General features: G+C 34.8%; 17 protein-coding genes. 10 read left to right on the top strand and 7 right to left on the bottom strand.

Going from position 1 to position 15,489, the window contains the following annotated elements; all coding sequences use genetic code 11:
• Nucleotides 1-86: 86 nt before the first annotated feature.
• Nucleotides 87-839, top strand: coding sequence for a glycosyltransferase family 2 protein (locus tag ACNFU2_RS11725; RefSeq protein WP_418121789.1), 753 nt, complete (start codon nt 87-89; stop codon nt 837-839).
• The gene (locus tag ACNFU2_RS11730; RefSeq protein ID WP_418121791.1) at nt 839-1,465 is read left to right on the top strand and encodes a deoxyuridine 5'-triphosphate nucleotidohydrolase; all 627 of its coding nucleotides are present in this window, start codon (nt 839-841) and stop codon (nt 1,463-1,465) included. The genes ACNFU2_RS11725 and ACNFU2_RS11730 overlap by 1 nt, the downstream gene beginning before the upstream one ends.
• Here the strand turns inward: ACNFU2_RS11730 and ACNFU2_RS11735 are convergent.
• The 5 genes from ACNFU2_RS11735 to ACNFU2_RS11755 all read right to left on the bottom strand — a co-directional run bounded on the left by ACNFU2_RS11735 (nt 1,457) and on the right by ACNFU2_RS11755 (nt 4,932).
• Nucleotides 1,457-2,692, bottom strand: a complete 1,236-nt coding sequence (locus tag ACNFU2_RS11735; protein ID WP_418124903.1) for a 3-deoxy-D-manno-octulosonic acid transferase — start codon at nt 2,690-2,692, stop codon at nt 1,457-1,459. The two genes, ACNFU2_RS11730 and ACNFU2_RS11735, sit on opposite strands and share 9 nt — an antisense overlap.
• 3 nt (nt 2,693-2,695) lie before the next feature.
• On the bottom strand, nt 2,696-3,040 hold the full coding sequence (locus ACNFU2_RS11740) for a cupin domain-containing protein (RefSeq protein WP_273649696.1): 345 nt from the start codon (nt 3,038-3,040) through the stop codon (nt 2,696-2,698).
• Complete coding sequence (locus ACNFU2_RS11745; protein WP_418121793.1) at nt 3,021-3,488, bottom strand: DUF1648 domain-containing protein; 468 nt, start codon at nt 3,486-3,488, stop codon at nt 3,021-3,023. Before ACNFU2_RS11745 ends, ACNFU2_RS11740 begins: the two co-directional genes overlap by 20 nt.
• A gap of 10 nt (nt 3,489-3,498) precedes the next feature.
• Nucleotides 3,499-4,215 (bottom strand): C40 family peptidase, encoded by a 717-nt coding sequence (locus ACNFU2_RS11750; protein ID WP_345991730.1) that lies wholly within the window; start codon nt 4,213-4,215, stop codon nt 3,499-3,501.
• A gap of 69 nt (nt 4,216-4,284) precedes the next feature.
• Nucleotides 4,285-4,932: an O-methyltransferase gene (locus tag ACNFU2_RS11755; RefSeq protein ID WP_172280817.1), complete on the bottom strand. Its 648-nt coding sequence runs from the start codon at nt 4,930-4,932 to the stop codon at nt 4,285-4,287.
• Nucleotides 4,933-5,113: 181 nt separating this feature from the next.
• Between ACNFU2_RS11755 and ACNFU2_RS11760 the strand changes: the two genes are divergently transcribed.
• Nucleotides 5,114-5,260 carry a hypothetical protein gene (locus ACNFU2_RS11760; RefSeq protein ID WP_172280819.1) on the top strand — a complete coding sequence of 49 codons (147 nt, stop codon included), beginning with the start codon at nt 5,114-5,116 and terminating at the stop codon, nt 5,258-5,260.
• A 58-nt stretch (nt 5,261-5,318) separates the two neighbouring features.
• On the opposite strand, the gene ACNFU2_RS11765 is transcribed toward ACNFU2_RS11760, so the two are convergent.
• The gene (locus ACNFU2_RS11765; RefSeq protein ID WP_172280821.1) at nt 5,319-6,152 is read right to left on the bottom strand and encodes an OmpA family protein; all 834 of its coding nucleotides are present in this window, start codon (nt 6,150-6,152) and stop codon (nt 5,319-5,321) included.
• 86 nt (nt 6,153-6,238) lie between these two features.
• On the opposite strand from ACNFU2_RS11765, the gene tilS reads away from it, so the two are divergent.
• The 7 genes from tilS to ACNFU2_RS11800 all read left to right on the top strand — a co-directional run bounded on the left by tilS (nt 6,239) and on the right by ACNFU2_RS11800 (nt 14,308).
• The gene (gene tilS / locus ACNFU2_RS11770; protein WP_418121796.1) at nt 6,239-7,552 is read left to right on the top strand and encodes a tRNA lysidine(34) synthetase TilS; all 1,314 of its coding nucleotides are present in this window, start codon (nt 6,239-6,241) and stop codon (nt 7,550-7,552) included.
• 3 nt (nt 7,553-7,555) lie between these two features.
• On the top strand, nt 7,556-9,631 hold the full coding sequence (locus ACNFU2_RS11775) for a cytochrome c biogenesis protein CcdA (RefSeq protein WP_418121798.1): 2,076 nt from the start codon (nt 7,556-7,558) through the stop codon (nt 9,629-9,631).
• 137 nt (nt 9,632-9,768) lie between these two features.
• The gene (locus ACNFU2_RS11780) at nt 9,769-11,295 is read left to right on the top strand and encodes a T9SS type A sorting domain-containing protein (RefSeq protein WP_418121800.1); all 1,527 of its coding nucleotides are present in this window, start codon (nt 9,769-9,771) and stop codon (nt 11,293-11,295) included.
• Nucleotides 11,296-11,492: 197 nt separating this feature from the next.
• Nucleotides 11,493-12,008: a biopolymer transporter ExbD gene (locus ACNFU2_RS11785; protein WP_273649708.1), complete on the top strand. Its 516-nt coding sequence runs from the start codon at nt 11,493-11,495 to the stop codon at nt 12,006-12,008.
• 66 nt (nt 12,009-12,074) lie between these two features.
• Nucleotides 12,075-12,584, top strand: coding sequence for a hypothetical protein (locus ACNFU2_RS11790; RefSeq protein ID WP_418121802.1), 510 nt, complete (start codon nt 12,075-12,077; stop codon nt 12,582-12,584).
• 10 nt (nt 12,585-12,594) lie between these two features.
• Nucleotides 12,595-13,377 carry an alpha/beta fold hydrolase gene (locus ACNFU2_RS11795; RefSeq protein WP_273649712.1) on the top strand — a complete coding sequence of 261 codons (783 nt, stop codon included), beginning with the start codon at nt 12,595-12,597 and terminating at the stop codon, nt 13,375-13,377.
• 127 nt (nt 13,378-13,504) lie between these two features.
• On the top strand, nt 13,505-14,308 hold the full coding sequence (locus ACNFU2_RS11800) for a patatin-like phospholipase family protein (RefSeq protein ID WP_273649714.1): 804 nt from the start codon (nt 13,505-13,507) through the stop codon (nt 14,306-14,308).
• A gap of 49 nt (nt 14,309-14,357) precedes the next feature.
• Here the strand turns inward: ACNFU2_RS11800 and ACNFU2_RS11805 are convergent, their stop codons facing one another.
• A complete protein-coding gene (locus tag ACNFU2_RS11805) occupies nt 14,358-15,362 on the bottom strand; it encodes a DHH family phosphoesterase (protein WP_273651065.1) in 1,005 nt (334 codons plus the stop codon).
• Nucleotides 15,363-15,489 lie beyond the last annotated feature (127 nt).

Here is a 15,489-nt window from a genome sequence, read left to right on the forward strand (position 1 = left end):
AGGTTTTGCAATTATAATTTTCATTTTCTTAAAATTCCTTCAATAAAACAGATATTTTAAAACCTTATATTTGCATAAAAACACGTATGCCCGAGGTTTCCATAATCACTCCATGCTATAATTCTTCCAGATTTCTGGAAGAGACCATTCATTCTGTAATAAGCCAAACTTTTACAGACTGGGAGTGGCTAATCACTGATGACAAGTCTTTGGATAATTCTGTGGATATAATCCGTAAGGTAAATGATCCAAGAATAAAGTTATCTGTTGCGGAAAAAAATGGAGGTGCAGGACATGCTCGAAATTTATCCCTTGAAAAAGCAACCGGAAGATTTATTACTTTTCTGGATGCCGATGACTACTGGGAGCCTGATTTTTTAGAAGAGATGATCAGCTTCATGAAGCGCGAAAATGCTGAAATTGCCTACTCCAATTATGCGAGATGCAATGAACAGCTTATTCCTCAGATTGAAGATTTCAAAGCAGACAAGGAAGTAACTTTTGACAATTTACTGAAAACATGCCGATTATCCCTCCTATCATCGATGTATGATTCCCAGAGGGTAGGCAAAGAATACTTTCCGGAAGGCAGCAAGCGGGAAGATCATGTTATGTGGCTCAATTTACTAAAGAAAATTCCTGTGGGAAAACCCCTTCCCAAAACTATGGCAAAATACAGGATGCATTCAACGAGTGTTTCCAGAAAAAAACAGCATATCGTAAAAGATCAGTACCTTGTGTACAAAGATTTCATGAAGTTTTCTACGTTAAAGTCTCTATATTATACTGCCAACTGGGCGTTGAACGGGTTTATGAAATATTCTAAAATTTTTAATTAATGGAGTATTCAAAAGAATTCAAAGCAGCACTGAGTAATTTCTCTTCTATAGAAAAAGACCGTTTGATCTTCAGACTTCTTAAAAAAGATAAGCTTCTTTCCAAAAAACTATATTTTGAGTTAATTGATACAGAAACAACGGATCAGAAAAGATCCCAGATGGAAGATATCATTGAAGAAAAAGTTCTTTTCGCATCTAAATATATAACTAATCCAAAATATTTCCTGGTTCTTATTAGAAAAATAAGCGCTGAAATAACTGAACACATAAAAGTGACTACCGATAAATTTGGTGAAGTATCACTTCACCTGTTTCTCATCAACAGAATTTTAGACCAAAATTCTCAGCTCAACCATCAAAGGTTCGATGCTGTATATAAGCTTTACATTTATATAATCAATAAAGCAATAAAGGCGCTTCTTACTATACAAAAGCTTGATGAAGATTACTGGATTGAGTTCGATGAGCAATTGAGTGAACTGGAAGATAAAATTCAAAATAACCGCTACCTACAGAAACTTTGTATCAATAATAATTTTGATATGAGATGGCTTAAATCTGACCGTATTCCTGAAAATCTGGATTTAATCATTAAAGAGATCAAAAGCCAGGGATTCTTAAAATGATGTCATCTTTTCAATAATAAGCTCCGAAGAATCGGGTTTATCATCTACAAATTTTCTGGCACTTTGAGACATATCTTCAATTACCTCTTCATTATGTGTTAAAAAAAGAATAAAATCCGCAGCCAAATATTCGGTTTCAAAAGATTTGCCTCCATCTGCTGAAATCAGTTCATCTGCTTCAGGGTTTTTTCTGTAGTGGTTTCCGAAAACAACAGGAACACCAAAAGCCGCCGCTTCAAGAATATTATGAAGACCTGCATCATGAAACCCACCTCCCACTACGGCAATATCAGCATAAGAATATAATTTTGATAGCAGCCCGATGCTATCAATAATCAACAACTGAGGATTGAAAGCCGAAAATCCGGAATCAGAAATCTCACTGTACAATAAGGCATTGGGAAACATCTGCTTTAAGTTCTGGACTCTTTTTAAATCATGAGGAGCAATAATAATTTTCACATCCTGATTCATTACAGAAACCAGCTCTGCAATTTTTTCTTCAGCATGCCACGAACTTCCGAAAACAATGGTTTTTTGATCTCCTGTAAAGTCTTTGATAAATTTTACATGATGATCCCTGCTCCTAAGTTGCTTAACCCTGTCAAATCTTGTATCTCCTGTTATAGAAGATTTTACCAATCCTATACTTTTAGCCAGAGCGTAGGAAAATTCAGTCTGATGAAAAAACCAATCAACGTTTGACTGAAGCTGTTTGACAAACCATTTCCCGTAAGATGTAAAAAATGATTGCCTTTCATAGAACAGTGCAGAAATCACATAAATTCTGGCATTCCTTTTTTTTAGTTCAGCTAAAAGATTATACCAATAATCATATTTAACCGTAAAGAATAGTTCAGGAGTGAACTGTGCAACAAACTCGCTTACAGATTTTTTTGTATCAAAAGGAAGATAGCAAATAACATCAGCGATATGTTTTTTCCTGATAACATTTTCATATCCTGAAGGTGAAAAAAATGTAATCAGAATTTTATGTTGTGGAAAAATTTCTTTCAACCTTTCAAGAACAGGAAGCCCCTGCTCATATTCCCCCAGACTTGCTGCATGCATCCAGATTACCTTATCCGTTTTTGAAAATGAAGATTTTACAAGCGATAAAGAATGTTTTCGTCCCTCAATTCCTTTTTTAGTTTTCTCATTGAACAACGAAAATACTTTCATTCCGAAAATGAGGATATTAATCAGTATGTTATAAATAAAAGACATCATCTATTTTTCAATTTCAACCCGGTCATTATTTGTTGAAGGACAAGAGATCACTAAAAACTCAAGTTCTTCTTCTGTATCATTAAAAATATAATGTTGCGCTTTTGGCTCAATAGAAATACTTTCACCCGCTTTTATAAAAAACTTTTCCTGCTCAATTTCAAATGAAGCCTCTCCCTTAAGAATATAAAAGAATTGGCTAGCTCTATTATGAAAATGAAGTTTTTCAGAGGTTCCCGAAGGCATTTTTTCCTGCTTTACAGAAAGCTCCTGGGTATCCTTCAGTACCCAGCTATCACAATGCTCTCCCCATATATAGTGATCAGAATTATTTTTGGATTTTATCATATTTTCCTTTTTTAAACATTACAAATATGTTTGTCCCTATTACAAGGATCATCAAGCCTAAAAAAACGAAAAACATATTACCCAAAGTATTTGTTCTGTTTTCAGCTATCCAAACGGTTTCTAAAAGAGTATACCCAAACAACAATAGCAGAGGTAGCAGAATACTGTATGCAAAAAGCTCTAAAGATTTTTTATTTCGGAAGTGATCCGGAACAGTAAGCATGGGAGAGTTGGGATCTCTGGTAACCGCAAAAAGAATAAAAGATAAGAAGGTAGCAATAGAAGGTAAAATCCAAATTGTCCTTTTATGATCATAACCGTCAATTCTTCCGTTAACCATAAAATGAGTAGGAATAATTTCCGGTAATTCTGCATATTTCCATCCGGTAAAAATCCAAATTGAAATAAGCAAGAGAATATTTACAATAAGTAATAGTTTACCAGACATGCTTCGGTTATTACAAAACTTTTTTAATCACTCTTAATTTATGGGTATGACTGTTCAATTCCTTATTGAAAATCCCGGAGGAATCAAGGGTGTCAATTCTTACCTTACCAGAGGCATGAATGATCTTCTGATTTTCTAACATAATTCCAACGTGAATAATTTTCCCTTCGGTATTTTCAAAGAATGCCAGGTCTCCGGGCTGACTTTCCTCAACAAAGGTTAAAGGCTCCCCCATCTCTGCCTGCTGATAGGTATCTCTCGGAAGCTTGATGTCGTGAACTTTATACACCAATTGTGTAAAGCCTGAACAATCTACCGCAAAAAAGCTTTTTCCTCCCCATAAATAAGGAACATTAAGAAATTCTTTTGCCGTTAAAGCAATGCTTTCCCGAATATCATGACTTCTCCTTGAAGCCACAGCCGGAAATTCAACTTCTGATCCCATAGAAAGCAATGTTTTACCATCATTCATCAATACAGAGGAGAAATCTTCCGTAATCAGAGTAACTTTTCTCTTTTCAAGTTCTTCGTCTGATACAGGTTTTATCTGTTTAGTATCCATCCATCCTTCATAGCCATCATAATGCATTTTTATTTTGGTCCAGTTTTTATTCACTTCCAAAATATCAGCACTTTCACCAAACAATATTTCTGTTACAATCTCTGCTTTGTCCGAGTTTTCTGCCCGGACAGGAGCTACAGTAACAATACAGATTCCTTTATTCATCAACTTTCTTTATATATTAAATGACTAAGAATTTGAAAATTTAAAAATTTAAATTTCAAACCTCTCTATTTACTTCCTTCGAAGGAAATTAACCCCATCACGCAAAGGTAAAATAAGATTTTCAAAATCTTCATCTTTTGCAATCAAATCATTTAATTCTTTAATGACCTGGGTAGATCTTTGTTTTGGGTTTTCTTCCAATACTTTACCGTACCATAGAACATTATCAAACAATACCACTGATCCGGATTGGGTATGGGGTTTTATTAATCTGAAATATTCTGCATAATTATCCTTATCTGCATCGATAAAAACAAGATCAAAAATCTCATTTGTTTCTTTTAAGAAGTCTTTTGCATCCTGAAGTTTAAAATAGATCTGCTCCGAAAATTCACTTTCAGAAAAATACTTCCTTGGAAGGTAAGCCAGGTCTTCATTAACATCCAATGTTGTAATTTTTCCTTCTTTGGATAAGCCCGTAGCTAAACAAAGGGTGGCATATCCCGTAAAAGTTCCTATTTCAAGAATATTTACTGGCCGCAGCATCTGGGAAATAATCGTTAAAAGCCTTCCCTGCTGATAACCGGATATCATATGCGGCTGTGTTGTTTTCTGGAAAGTTTCTTTTCTTAATCTCTTCAGAATTTCAGGTTCGGAAGAAGCGTGGGTCTCCAGATACCTATCCATTTCCGGGTTCTTTTCTTCAAAAAAACTCATGTTATCGATTTTTGTTATTCAAATTTAATTAAATAAAAGAAAAAATGGTGGTATTGTGGATAAAAGATACAATTTAACCATGGGAAAATCACCCTGCTAAAATACCGTAAAAACACGGGTGTTTTAGCAGACAGGACATTAGTACCTTTGCTAAGCAGCAAACGCAAAAACATCATATAACATGGAAACAGAAGAAAGCCTAACTAAGAAAAAGAGAAAAGCTACAGGATCATTAGAGAATGTATCTTCTGAAAAAACTAAACGCAAATTATCCGATTCATTTATTAAGCGAATTATTTCATTATTGAAACAAGAAGAATTAGTTTGATTAAAATAATAAATCCCGAATTTCTCCGGGATTTATTTATGTTTATGTATTTCAAGTATTATTTCTTAGGAGCAATATCCATCAGTTTCATAAACTCATCAAGCTTAGGCATAATGATAATTTCAGTTCTTCTGTTTTCTGCTCTTCCTGAAACACTCATGTTCGTTGCTTTAGGATTGTATTCTGAACGACCTCCAGCTGTAATTCTTGAAGGATCTACTCCAAACTGAGTTTGCAGCACCTTAGCAACCGCAGTTCCTCTCAATGCAGAAAGATCCCAGTTGTCTCTTGGTAAATTAGCAGAGCTCAAAGGAGCATTATCAGTATTCCCTTCAATAAGTACGGAATATTTATCGTAATCGTTGATCACTTTAGCTACTTTTCCTAGTACTTCCTGAGCTGCCGGCAGAATGTTATAATCTCCTGTTTTGTACAACATTTTATCTGAAAGGGAAATCATTACAACTCCTTTCAATACTTTTACCTGAACATCCTCATCGGTTACATTATCCAAAGATCTTTTCAGTTTATTTGACAATGCTAAATTCAGACTATCATTTTTAGCATTATTAGAAATCAATTGTTTGATGTATGAGTTTGAAGCATTAATCTCACCTACCAGTTTATCAATATTTGCAGAGCTTTTTCCTGTATTGGATAAGCATGCATCTAAAGATGACTTCAGAGCATCATGCTGGCTTTTTAGTAAACTATTTTCACCGGATAATGCGGAGTTTTGAGATTTCAGATCCTGAATCTCTCTTTGTCTTTCGCCAATATTTTCAATGCACTGTTTGTAGTTCGAACTTAGTGCATCATACTGTTTTTTGCTGACACAAGATGTCATTCCCAACGCCATCGCAGAAACTGCTAAAATTTTTAATATCTTCATAAATAATCTTTTTTAGACGGATCAAAGTTAGAAAATTCAATTGAATTATATGAATTATCTTTGCACAAATGAAATTCTCAACAGTTATGTTGAAAAAATTAAGTATTAAAGAACAGCTGCAAAATCTGGTTAACTCACCCGAAAAACACAATTATCTTTTAGCGGTAAGCGGAGGTGCAGATTCCATGGTTTTAGCTTTTCTATTCAGTAATCTGGGTCTTAACTTTCAGATTGCACATATCAATTACAAACTTCGGGGTAAGGACTCTGATTCGGATCAGAAAGTTGTTCAGGATTTTTGTCAGGCCAATGACATCAGATTTCATTTATATGAGGTTTCGGAAGAAGATCAACAACCTGAAAATTCCATTCAGCTTTGGGCCAGGGAACTCCGGTATCAATTTTTTAAAAAGGTACAAGAGGCAGAAAAACTGGAATATCTGGTAACCGCACATCACCTGAATGATCAACTAGAAACATTCATCATTAATCTGTCAAAAGCAGCAGGCATTAACGGATTGAGCGGCATTCCTGCTAATGAGAACAAAATCCTGCGCCCTCTTTTAGGTTATTCCAAAGAAGAGATTTATAGTTTTGCAAAAGAAAACAATATTGAATACAGAGAAGATGCGTCTAATAAAAAAAACGATTACTTAAGAAACAAAATCAGAAATGAAATTGTCCCGAAACTTCTTGAAACTAATGATCATTTTTTAGAAAATTTTAAAAAAAGCTCTTCTTACCTGAATCAGGCAAAAGATTTTATACAAAAACAAATAGAAGAAGTAGAAAATAGTATTTCTACATTTAACCTGGAAAAGAGAATCCTATCAAAGCAAAAGCTGGCTAAAGAAAGTGATTTTATAAAGTTCGAAATTTTAAAAAAATACGGATTCAACAAAGAAGAAGAAATCAGGAAAATTTTCACCGCCTCTACAGGAAGTTCTTTTTTTTCTAATGATTATCAACTGATGATTAATCGGGATGAACTTATCATAATCAATAAGGTTGATAAAAAAGAGGAAGAACAGATAATTTTAATTGAAAAGTTTGATTTCAATAAATTTTCAGTTGAAATCAATCTTGCCACATTCATTACAGACAGTAGTGAGCATAGCAAGAGTTTCAAATGGTCTTTTGATGCAGAACAGCTTCAATTCCCATTAATTTTAAGGAAAAAAGAGGAAGGTGATTTATTTTATCCATTACTCTTTTCGGGAAAAAAGAAAGTTTCCAAGTTTTTTAAGGATGAAAAATTATCTATTTTAGCGAAGCAAAAAATTTGGGTATTGGTGGACGGCAATAAAAACGTCTTAGGCATTATTCCTTACAGACAAGACAGAAGATTTGTGTGTACAGAAAAAACAAAGCATACCCTAAACCTTTTTAATGAAAAGTAAAAAATGAAAAGTAAATTTAAAGCATGGCTGTTATTAGCTTTGGTATTCTTATTTTCAGGACTCAATGCACAGATCAAAAATCCTGTAAAATTCAAGTTCACGATCAATGATCTGGGAAATAATCAATACGAGGCAGTTCTTAATGCAACGATGGAAAGTGGTTGGCATATTTACTCGAGAGATATTCCTGAAGATACAGGGATTCCCACAGAATATAAAGTTTCGGGAAAAAATATTGAACTGATTGGAAAATTTCAGGAGGTTGGAAAGAAGCATGAAGAATTCTCTGAGGCTTTTGGCGGAACGATTGTTTTCTATTCAAACTCGGCAGGCTTTAAACAAAAATTCAAACTTAAAGATCCTACAAAACCCGCAGATGTCACCTCGGAAATCACTTATCAAACGTGTGATGACAGGGTATGTCTGGCTCCCAATACATTAGAATTCAATCAAAAGGTCACTCCAAAAGGAGCAACTGAAGAAGCAACCCCTGAAGCTGTTTCAGAAACAGTTAAAGATTCTGCAAAAACGACTGTAACTGCTGTAGAAAATCCGTCTAAAGACGAAATTGTCGTATCACAGGTTTCGCATCTTGATCCTAAAAAATTGAAAATAGAAACAATAGATTTTAAAAAGCCTTTAACGGATTGTGGTACTAAGTCTTCAAAGGTTGATGAAAACTACTGGACCTATTTATTTTTAGGATTTATCGGTGGATTAATAGCCTTATTAACTCCTTGTGTTTTTCCAATGATCCCTCTAACGGTATCATTCTTTACAAAAGGAAATAAAAATAAAGCCAAAGGAAAAAGAGATGCTCTTATCTATGGTTTTTTCATCCTGCTTATATTTGTATTGTTAAGTGTTCCTTTCCATTTAATTAATGGAATTGCAGGAAATATTTTTAATGAAATTTCAACAAGTGTTTGGCTTAATATAGCGTTCTTTATCATATTTATTTTCTTTGCCGGAAGCTTCTTCGGATACTATGATATTACACTACCAAGCGCTATTGCCAATAAATCATCCAAGGCTGAAGAAGCAGGAGGTATCATTGGAATCTTTTTTATGGCTCTTACACTGGTGATTGTTTCATTCTCATGTACCGGACCTATTTTAGGAAGTTTATTAGGAAGTGCTGTTACCGGATCTACTAATGTACCGATGTTGCTAACTTTTGCATTGGCTGGTTTTGGTTTGGCTTGGGCAATTATTTTCGGACTTTTAGCATTATTTCCTCAAGCTTTGCAGAGCCTTCCTAAATCAGGAGGATGGATGAATACAGTAAAAGTAGTGCTAGGTTTCGTGGAACTCGCATTGGCTTTAAAATTCCTGTCAAAAGCAGATCTTGTTTCTAAAACATTTTTATTAAAAAGAGAATTATTTATTGTTATCTGGATCATCATTACAATTGGTCTTGCTTTATATTTATTTGGACTGATCAGATTCCCTCATGATGATAAAAAACCCAAAATATCTATCACCAGAAAAATATTGGGAGTATTAGGAATTGGATTTGTAATCTATCTGATCCAGGGATTGATCCCTTCTGAGCGTCCAAAACTTCAGTTACTGAGTGGTATCCTTCCTCCGCTTAACGTTAGCTATTTCCATAATGAAAAGGACGGAATTCTGGGAATGCATCCGGAACATGACTTTTTCAGCGCTATAGAATTAGCCAAAAAAGAAAACAAACCCATTTTGATTGACTTCACCGGATATGGTTGTGAAAACTGTAGAAAAATGGAAGAGTTTGTCTGGAGCGAACCCGACATTTTACCCATCCTTCAAAACGATGTCATTCTTGCTTCTCTGTATGTTGACGACAAAGAAGAACTTCCGGAAGATCAGAAAACCAAAATTGATCTGGGAGACGGTCAAATTAAAAAAGTAAAAACAATCGGAGACAGATGGAGTTTATTCCAGCAGGTTAATTTCAATAACAATTCCCAACCCCATTACGTTTTGGTAACTCCGGGCGGAAAGGTTATCAACACTCCTGTATCAGGTTATATGCCGAAAGAGGAGTTTAAAAAATTCCTGGAATGCGGAGTAAATTACTACAAACAGAATAAATAGTTTTTACACTTAAAAATATTACAGCCCTGTCAATTAAATTGACAGGGCTTTTTACACTTATTAGAAAAATGTCTACACTTACTTATTGAAATAAATAAACCCAATAATTTTTATTTATTTTTAGGATAAAAGTATACATGAAAAATCTATTTTATCTTTTATTTTTCACTTTAAATTTTCTTTCTTTAAGCGCCCAGGCACCTTCCATAGTATGGCAGAAGACTTTTGGAGGTACAGGTAGAGAAGAGTTTTTTGATATCCAGGCAACCAATGACGGCGGATACATCACTATTGGGGATACTACCTCTTCAAATGGCGACGTAACTACAAACCATGGAAGCACAGACCTTTGGATTGTAAAAGTAAACAGTTCCGGTACCATCCAATGGCAAAAAACGTATGGCGGAAGCAATATAGACAGAGGATTTAAGATTCAGCAGACCACTGACGGCGGATATATCGTCATTGGATCCACAAGTTCTACGGATGGGGATATTATGGGAAATCATGGAGGATATGATTTATGGATACTTAAACTTGATGACTCCGGCAATATTGTATGGCAAAAAACACTGGGTGGTAGTGCTGATGAAGATGGAGTTGATATCCAGCAGACAAATGAAGGAGGATATATTGCTATAGGATCTACCTACTCTACAGATGGTGATATTACAAGTAATCACGGACAAAGGGATATGTGGATCATCAAATTAGACAGTTCCGGAAATATACAATGGCAAAATACGTATGGTTTTCTTTATCAAGACGATGGAAATCAGATTAGGCAAACTCCGGATGGAAGTTATGTCGTTATCGGAAGTTACAACTTTTCTTCAACCGACACTTCGGATTTCTGGATTCTGAAATTAGACCCATCAGGAGTTGTTATCTGGGAGAAAACATATGGCGGAACATCAAGGGAAAACCCGTACGATATACAAAACACCAGTGATAACGGATATATACTTGTAGGCTACACTCAATCCAGTGATGGAGATATAACAGGGAATCACGGTCAGGGTGAAGTATGGACGCTGAAACTCAACTCGTCAGGTGACCTGCAATGGCAGAAAACATTTGGAGGAACGTCTTCTGATTATGGAGAAGCCATCCAACGGACCTTGGATGGCGGATATATCATTGCCGGAAACGCCCAATCAACCAATGGAGATGTGACGGGTAATCATGGAAGCAGTGACTTCTGGATTATTAAGACTGACTCTTCCGGAAATATCATGTGGCAAAAATCGTTGGGAGGCACCAGTAATGAAATGGGCAGAGGTATTATAGAGATTGCTGACGGGACCTATATTGTAGTTGGCGGAACCTATTCTACCGACGGAGATATCACCATTAATAAAGGGCTTAACGATGGCTGGATGGTAAAAATCCAAACTGAACAGCTAAGTACCGCAGAAAATAATATTAAAAACAATATTTCCTTGTATCCTAATCCTGCAAAAGATCTTATTTATCTGGATAACCTGCCTACGGGAACTACTGTACAGATAACAGATATGTCGGGAAGAAAATTACTAAGTCAAAAATATAATAATAAAAAAAGCTCTATTAATACCTCTCAATTAACCAATGGCATTTATATTATCCACGCTGAGCATCAGGGAAAAAATATTTTATCTGAGAAATTGATCATAGAGAAATAATACACAATCTCTTAATTAATCATAAAATATTAGTAAAATCAAAAACGCTAAGGTTTCTTTATGCTAAACATTTAATAAATTTTAAAAAATTGTAAGATTTTGAAAAATTAGGTACAAACTTTGTATGGATTCCTTCAGATAAAGAACAATAATTCAATCTTTATCAAATAACCGTTTAACATTTAAAAATTGTACTTATGGCTGAAGTTATCGCACAAGAAAAATCAGGAGGAAAACAACGGAAAAAATTAATCCGCGTGGACATGACTCCAATGGTAGACTTAGGTTTTTTATTAATAACCTTTTTCATGTTTACAACCAATTTTACAAAACCCAATGTAATGGATCTGGGATTGCCGGCAAAAAGCCCAACTCCACCAACAAATGTAGTTGACAACAAAAACCAGGTTACATTTATTATCGGAAAGGATAATAGGATATTTTATCATCAGGAGGCAAAAGGAGATTTAAACACCAGCAATCTCAAAGAAACCGATTATAATGGGGTTAATATTTCAAAAATCATTTCGAAGGCTTACAATGACGCACCTATAAAAGATAATTTCACAATTATCATTGAACCTACAGATGATTCTAATTATAAAAATTTTGTAGATATGCTGGACAACATTGCCATCTCTAAAAAGGAACGTTATGGAATCACCGACATGAAACCTTGGGAAAAGAAAGTTTATGAAGAATTAATAAAATAAAACAGAAAGGGCATTATAATAATGCTCTTTTTTATTTACTTTTGAGAATACAATTTTTATTCTTCGATGAAAAATATACTAATGATCGCGGCAATTACAGCCCTACTTTTTTCTTGTTCAAAAAAAGAAACACAATCAACCCCAAACCATACAGACAGCGTCAAAATTATCGATTCTATTAATGCTGCCCGTACAAAAATAAATGACAGCATTAGAAGTAAAAACCATTTCAAAGACTTTAGCGGAGATCATAAATTCACGCATAATCTCATCAAAAAAGCAGGCTCTGTCAATTTCAAAAAAACAGAGGGTGAAAAGGATCATTATAAAGTTCTTGGAGATATAAAATCAGGGAAAGATCATGTACATATTGAAGGCTATATGAAAGTTGTTTCCGACAAGCATATGAATTTCACAGGAAGTATTTCGCAAAGCATCTCTGAAAACGAAAACGGGAAAATAGATATAAGAAAGGGTACAAAAACTTTCTTATCTAAAGACGGCGGAAAAACCTGGAGGCTTCAGGATATGGTAAACGGCTCAGGATTTGTAGACTATATCGATATTCACTTTTAATTCTGAACACATGCTGAATTTTGAAAAAACAGGAAACGGAAAGGAAATTTTAGTACTACTCCATGGCTTCATGGAAAATCTTTCTATCTGGAGTGATATGGAGCCGCACTTATCTAAAAATTTCACCCTTTTAAAAATAGATCTCCCTGGTCACGGAAAATCAGAAATTTTGGCTGACGTTCATACGATGGAGCTTATGGCTGATGAAGTAAAAAAGGTTCTAAACGATCAAAAGCTTGAAAAAGTTCACCTGTTAGGACATTCTATGGGAGGCTATACTTCATTGGCATTTGCTGAAAAATATCCCGAATCAATAAAAAGTCTTACCTTATTTTTTTCCACCTACTTTCCGGATGATGATGAAAAGAAAAAACAACGCATAAAAAGCTACAGAATTATTCAGGAAGCATTCCCTAATTATGCAAAGGCCGGAGTTCCTAATTTATTCAACCCTAACGAAAGAGATATTCTTGAAGGCAAAATAGAAACAGCTCTGGAAGTTGCATTGTCTACCAATAATATGGGAGCATTAGCCTGCGTAAAAGGAATGGTAGAACGAACGGATAAAAAACATGTTCTGGAAAATCTTGAGGCTAAAATATTAGTCCTCTCAGGAAAGCATGATAATGCAGTAAAAACAGAAACAACCATCAATAACCTTCCGGACAGGACGAATATAAAATCATACATTCTGGATTGCGGACATAACGGACATTGGGAAAAACCAGGAATTTGTGCAGAGATCATTAATACTGAACTTCTTCATAATATGCCGAAAAACTTAGTTTTATAAACATTTAGGCTTTTTGTTTTCCAACACGAGCCATATTATTACTAAATACAGTCAAGCTATTTTATCCTCAATAAGCCCAATTAAGGTTCTGAAATTTCTTGTATATTAGTGAAGATTAATTTTCTCAATGAGCTTATTCTCCTTCAACAAAAAGAAACCCGTAATCGGCTTGACACTTTCCGGTGGAGGCATGCGTGGAATTGCCCATATTGCTGTTTTAAAAGCGTTGGAAGAATTCAATCTTAAACCCGATATTATTTCAGGTACCAGCGCCGGTTCTATTGTTGGCGCTTTTTATTCTTTCGGAAAAACTCCCGATGAGATGATGGACATTGTAAAAAGCACCACTTTTTTTTCCAGGTCTTATTTAAAACTTTCCAAAAATGGCATTTTCAGCTCAAATTTTATTTTAAAACTATTTACAGATCACTTTCCTGAGGATGATTTTAAAATCCTGAAAATCCCCGTTTATGTGGCTGCAACAGAAATGACCCACGGCATTGTAAGCTTCTTTTCAGAAGGACCACTTTTTCAACCCCTTTTAGCATCTTCAAGCGTTCCTTTTATACTTCCACCCGTAAGGATTGGAGAAAAAATATATGTAGATGGTGGCGTTTTAGACAACTTACCCATAGAACCAATCATTGATAAATGCGATTTCCTGATTGCATCACATGTGAATTCGATCAGTTATGATGAACTTAAAAAAATGAGTCTGCTAAAGGAATTTGATAGAATTCTCCATTTAGCCATTGCAAAATCGGTTTATTCTAAAGTGAATTCATGTAAGATCTTTCTTGATCCTCCTAAAATGACAAAGTTCAGCTTATTTAACAAAAAATATATGGATGAAATGTTTCAGCAGGTGTATGAATATACATGTGCAGAACTGGAAGACAAGGGATACAGAAAATTAAAAATTGACAATTGAAGCCAGGTTTAATGCTATTTGATTCGTATCTCCCTTCTTCTGTTTCATTTTACAAATTCTCTTCAGCCACTCTGTTTTTAAATATTTCAAGAGTATCCGGTAAAGAATCATTTGATTTACCTCCTGCTGCGTTGATATGCCCTCCTCCATTGAAATACTTCCTTGAAAACTTATTAACATCAACATCATCTTTACTTCTGAAAGAAATTTTGATAAAATCTTCATACAGGTCTTCCATGAAAAATGCAGACATCTTCACTCCGATAATACTTAATCCATAATTAACAAAACCTTCAGTATCTCCTTTTTGGAAGCCATATTCCTGAAGTTCTTTTCTTGTTAAGTATAAAACAGCTACTGTACCGTCATTTACCACTTCTATTCTTCCTAATATCAGAGCTAAAAGATGCAGACGGGAAACGGTATTGGTATCCCAAGTATTGGATGTAATAACGGAAGGATCAGCTCCTTTTTCAATGAGGTTAGCAATAATACGGTGTGTCGTAGCGCTTGTTGAGCGGAAACGAAACCCTCCCGTATCAGTCATGATCCCGGTATAAAGACACTCTGCAATATCTTTATTAACCAAATCCTCATCCTCCATTGCTTCAATAAAATGATAGATCATCTGGGAAGTTGCAGGGATAATGGTATCTGAATATACATAGTCAAACTCTTCAGGCTGCTGATGGTGATCAATGAGAATTTTTTTTGCGGTAGCTTTTACCAGCCAGTCTCCAAGAATGCCAATTCGTGAAGGTGAATTGAAGTCTAAGCAAAAAATAACATCTGCATCACTAATAAGATCAAATGCAACCTTTCTTTTATATTCAGCAACGATATTCTTTCTGGCTTCAGGCATCCATTTCAAAAATTTAGGAAAATCATTAGGCACAACCACTTCTGCCATTATGCCTTTTGCGTGCAAATAATGTTTTAATCCTAAACTGGAACCAATAGCATCTCCATCCGGATTATAATGGGTAAGGATAACTATTTTATTTTCAGGCGTAAGAAGATTCTTTATTTCTAAAAGTTCAGTAGGTGTAAACATCATTATGTTCTTTAAATTTGAGTCTCCAAAGATAGAGCTTTTAAATAAATGAGACATACATTAATTTAAATAAGCTGAGGGACTCTATTTATAGTGAACTTTTCTAATATCACCTTCAGAAACGCTT

It is taken from the genome of Chryseobacterium sp. PTM-20240506 (assembly GCF_048296755.1).
GTDB lineage: Bacteria > Bacteroidota > Bacteroidia > Flavobacteriales > Weeksellaceae > Chryseobacterium > Chryseobacterium proteolyticum.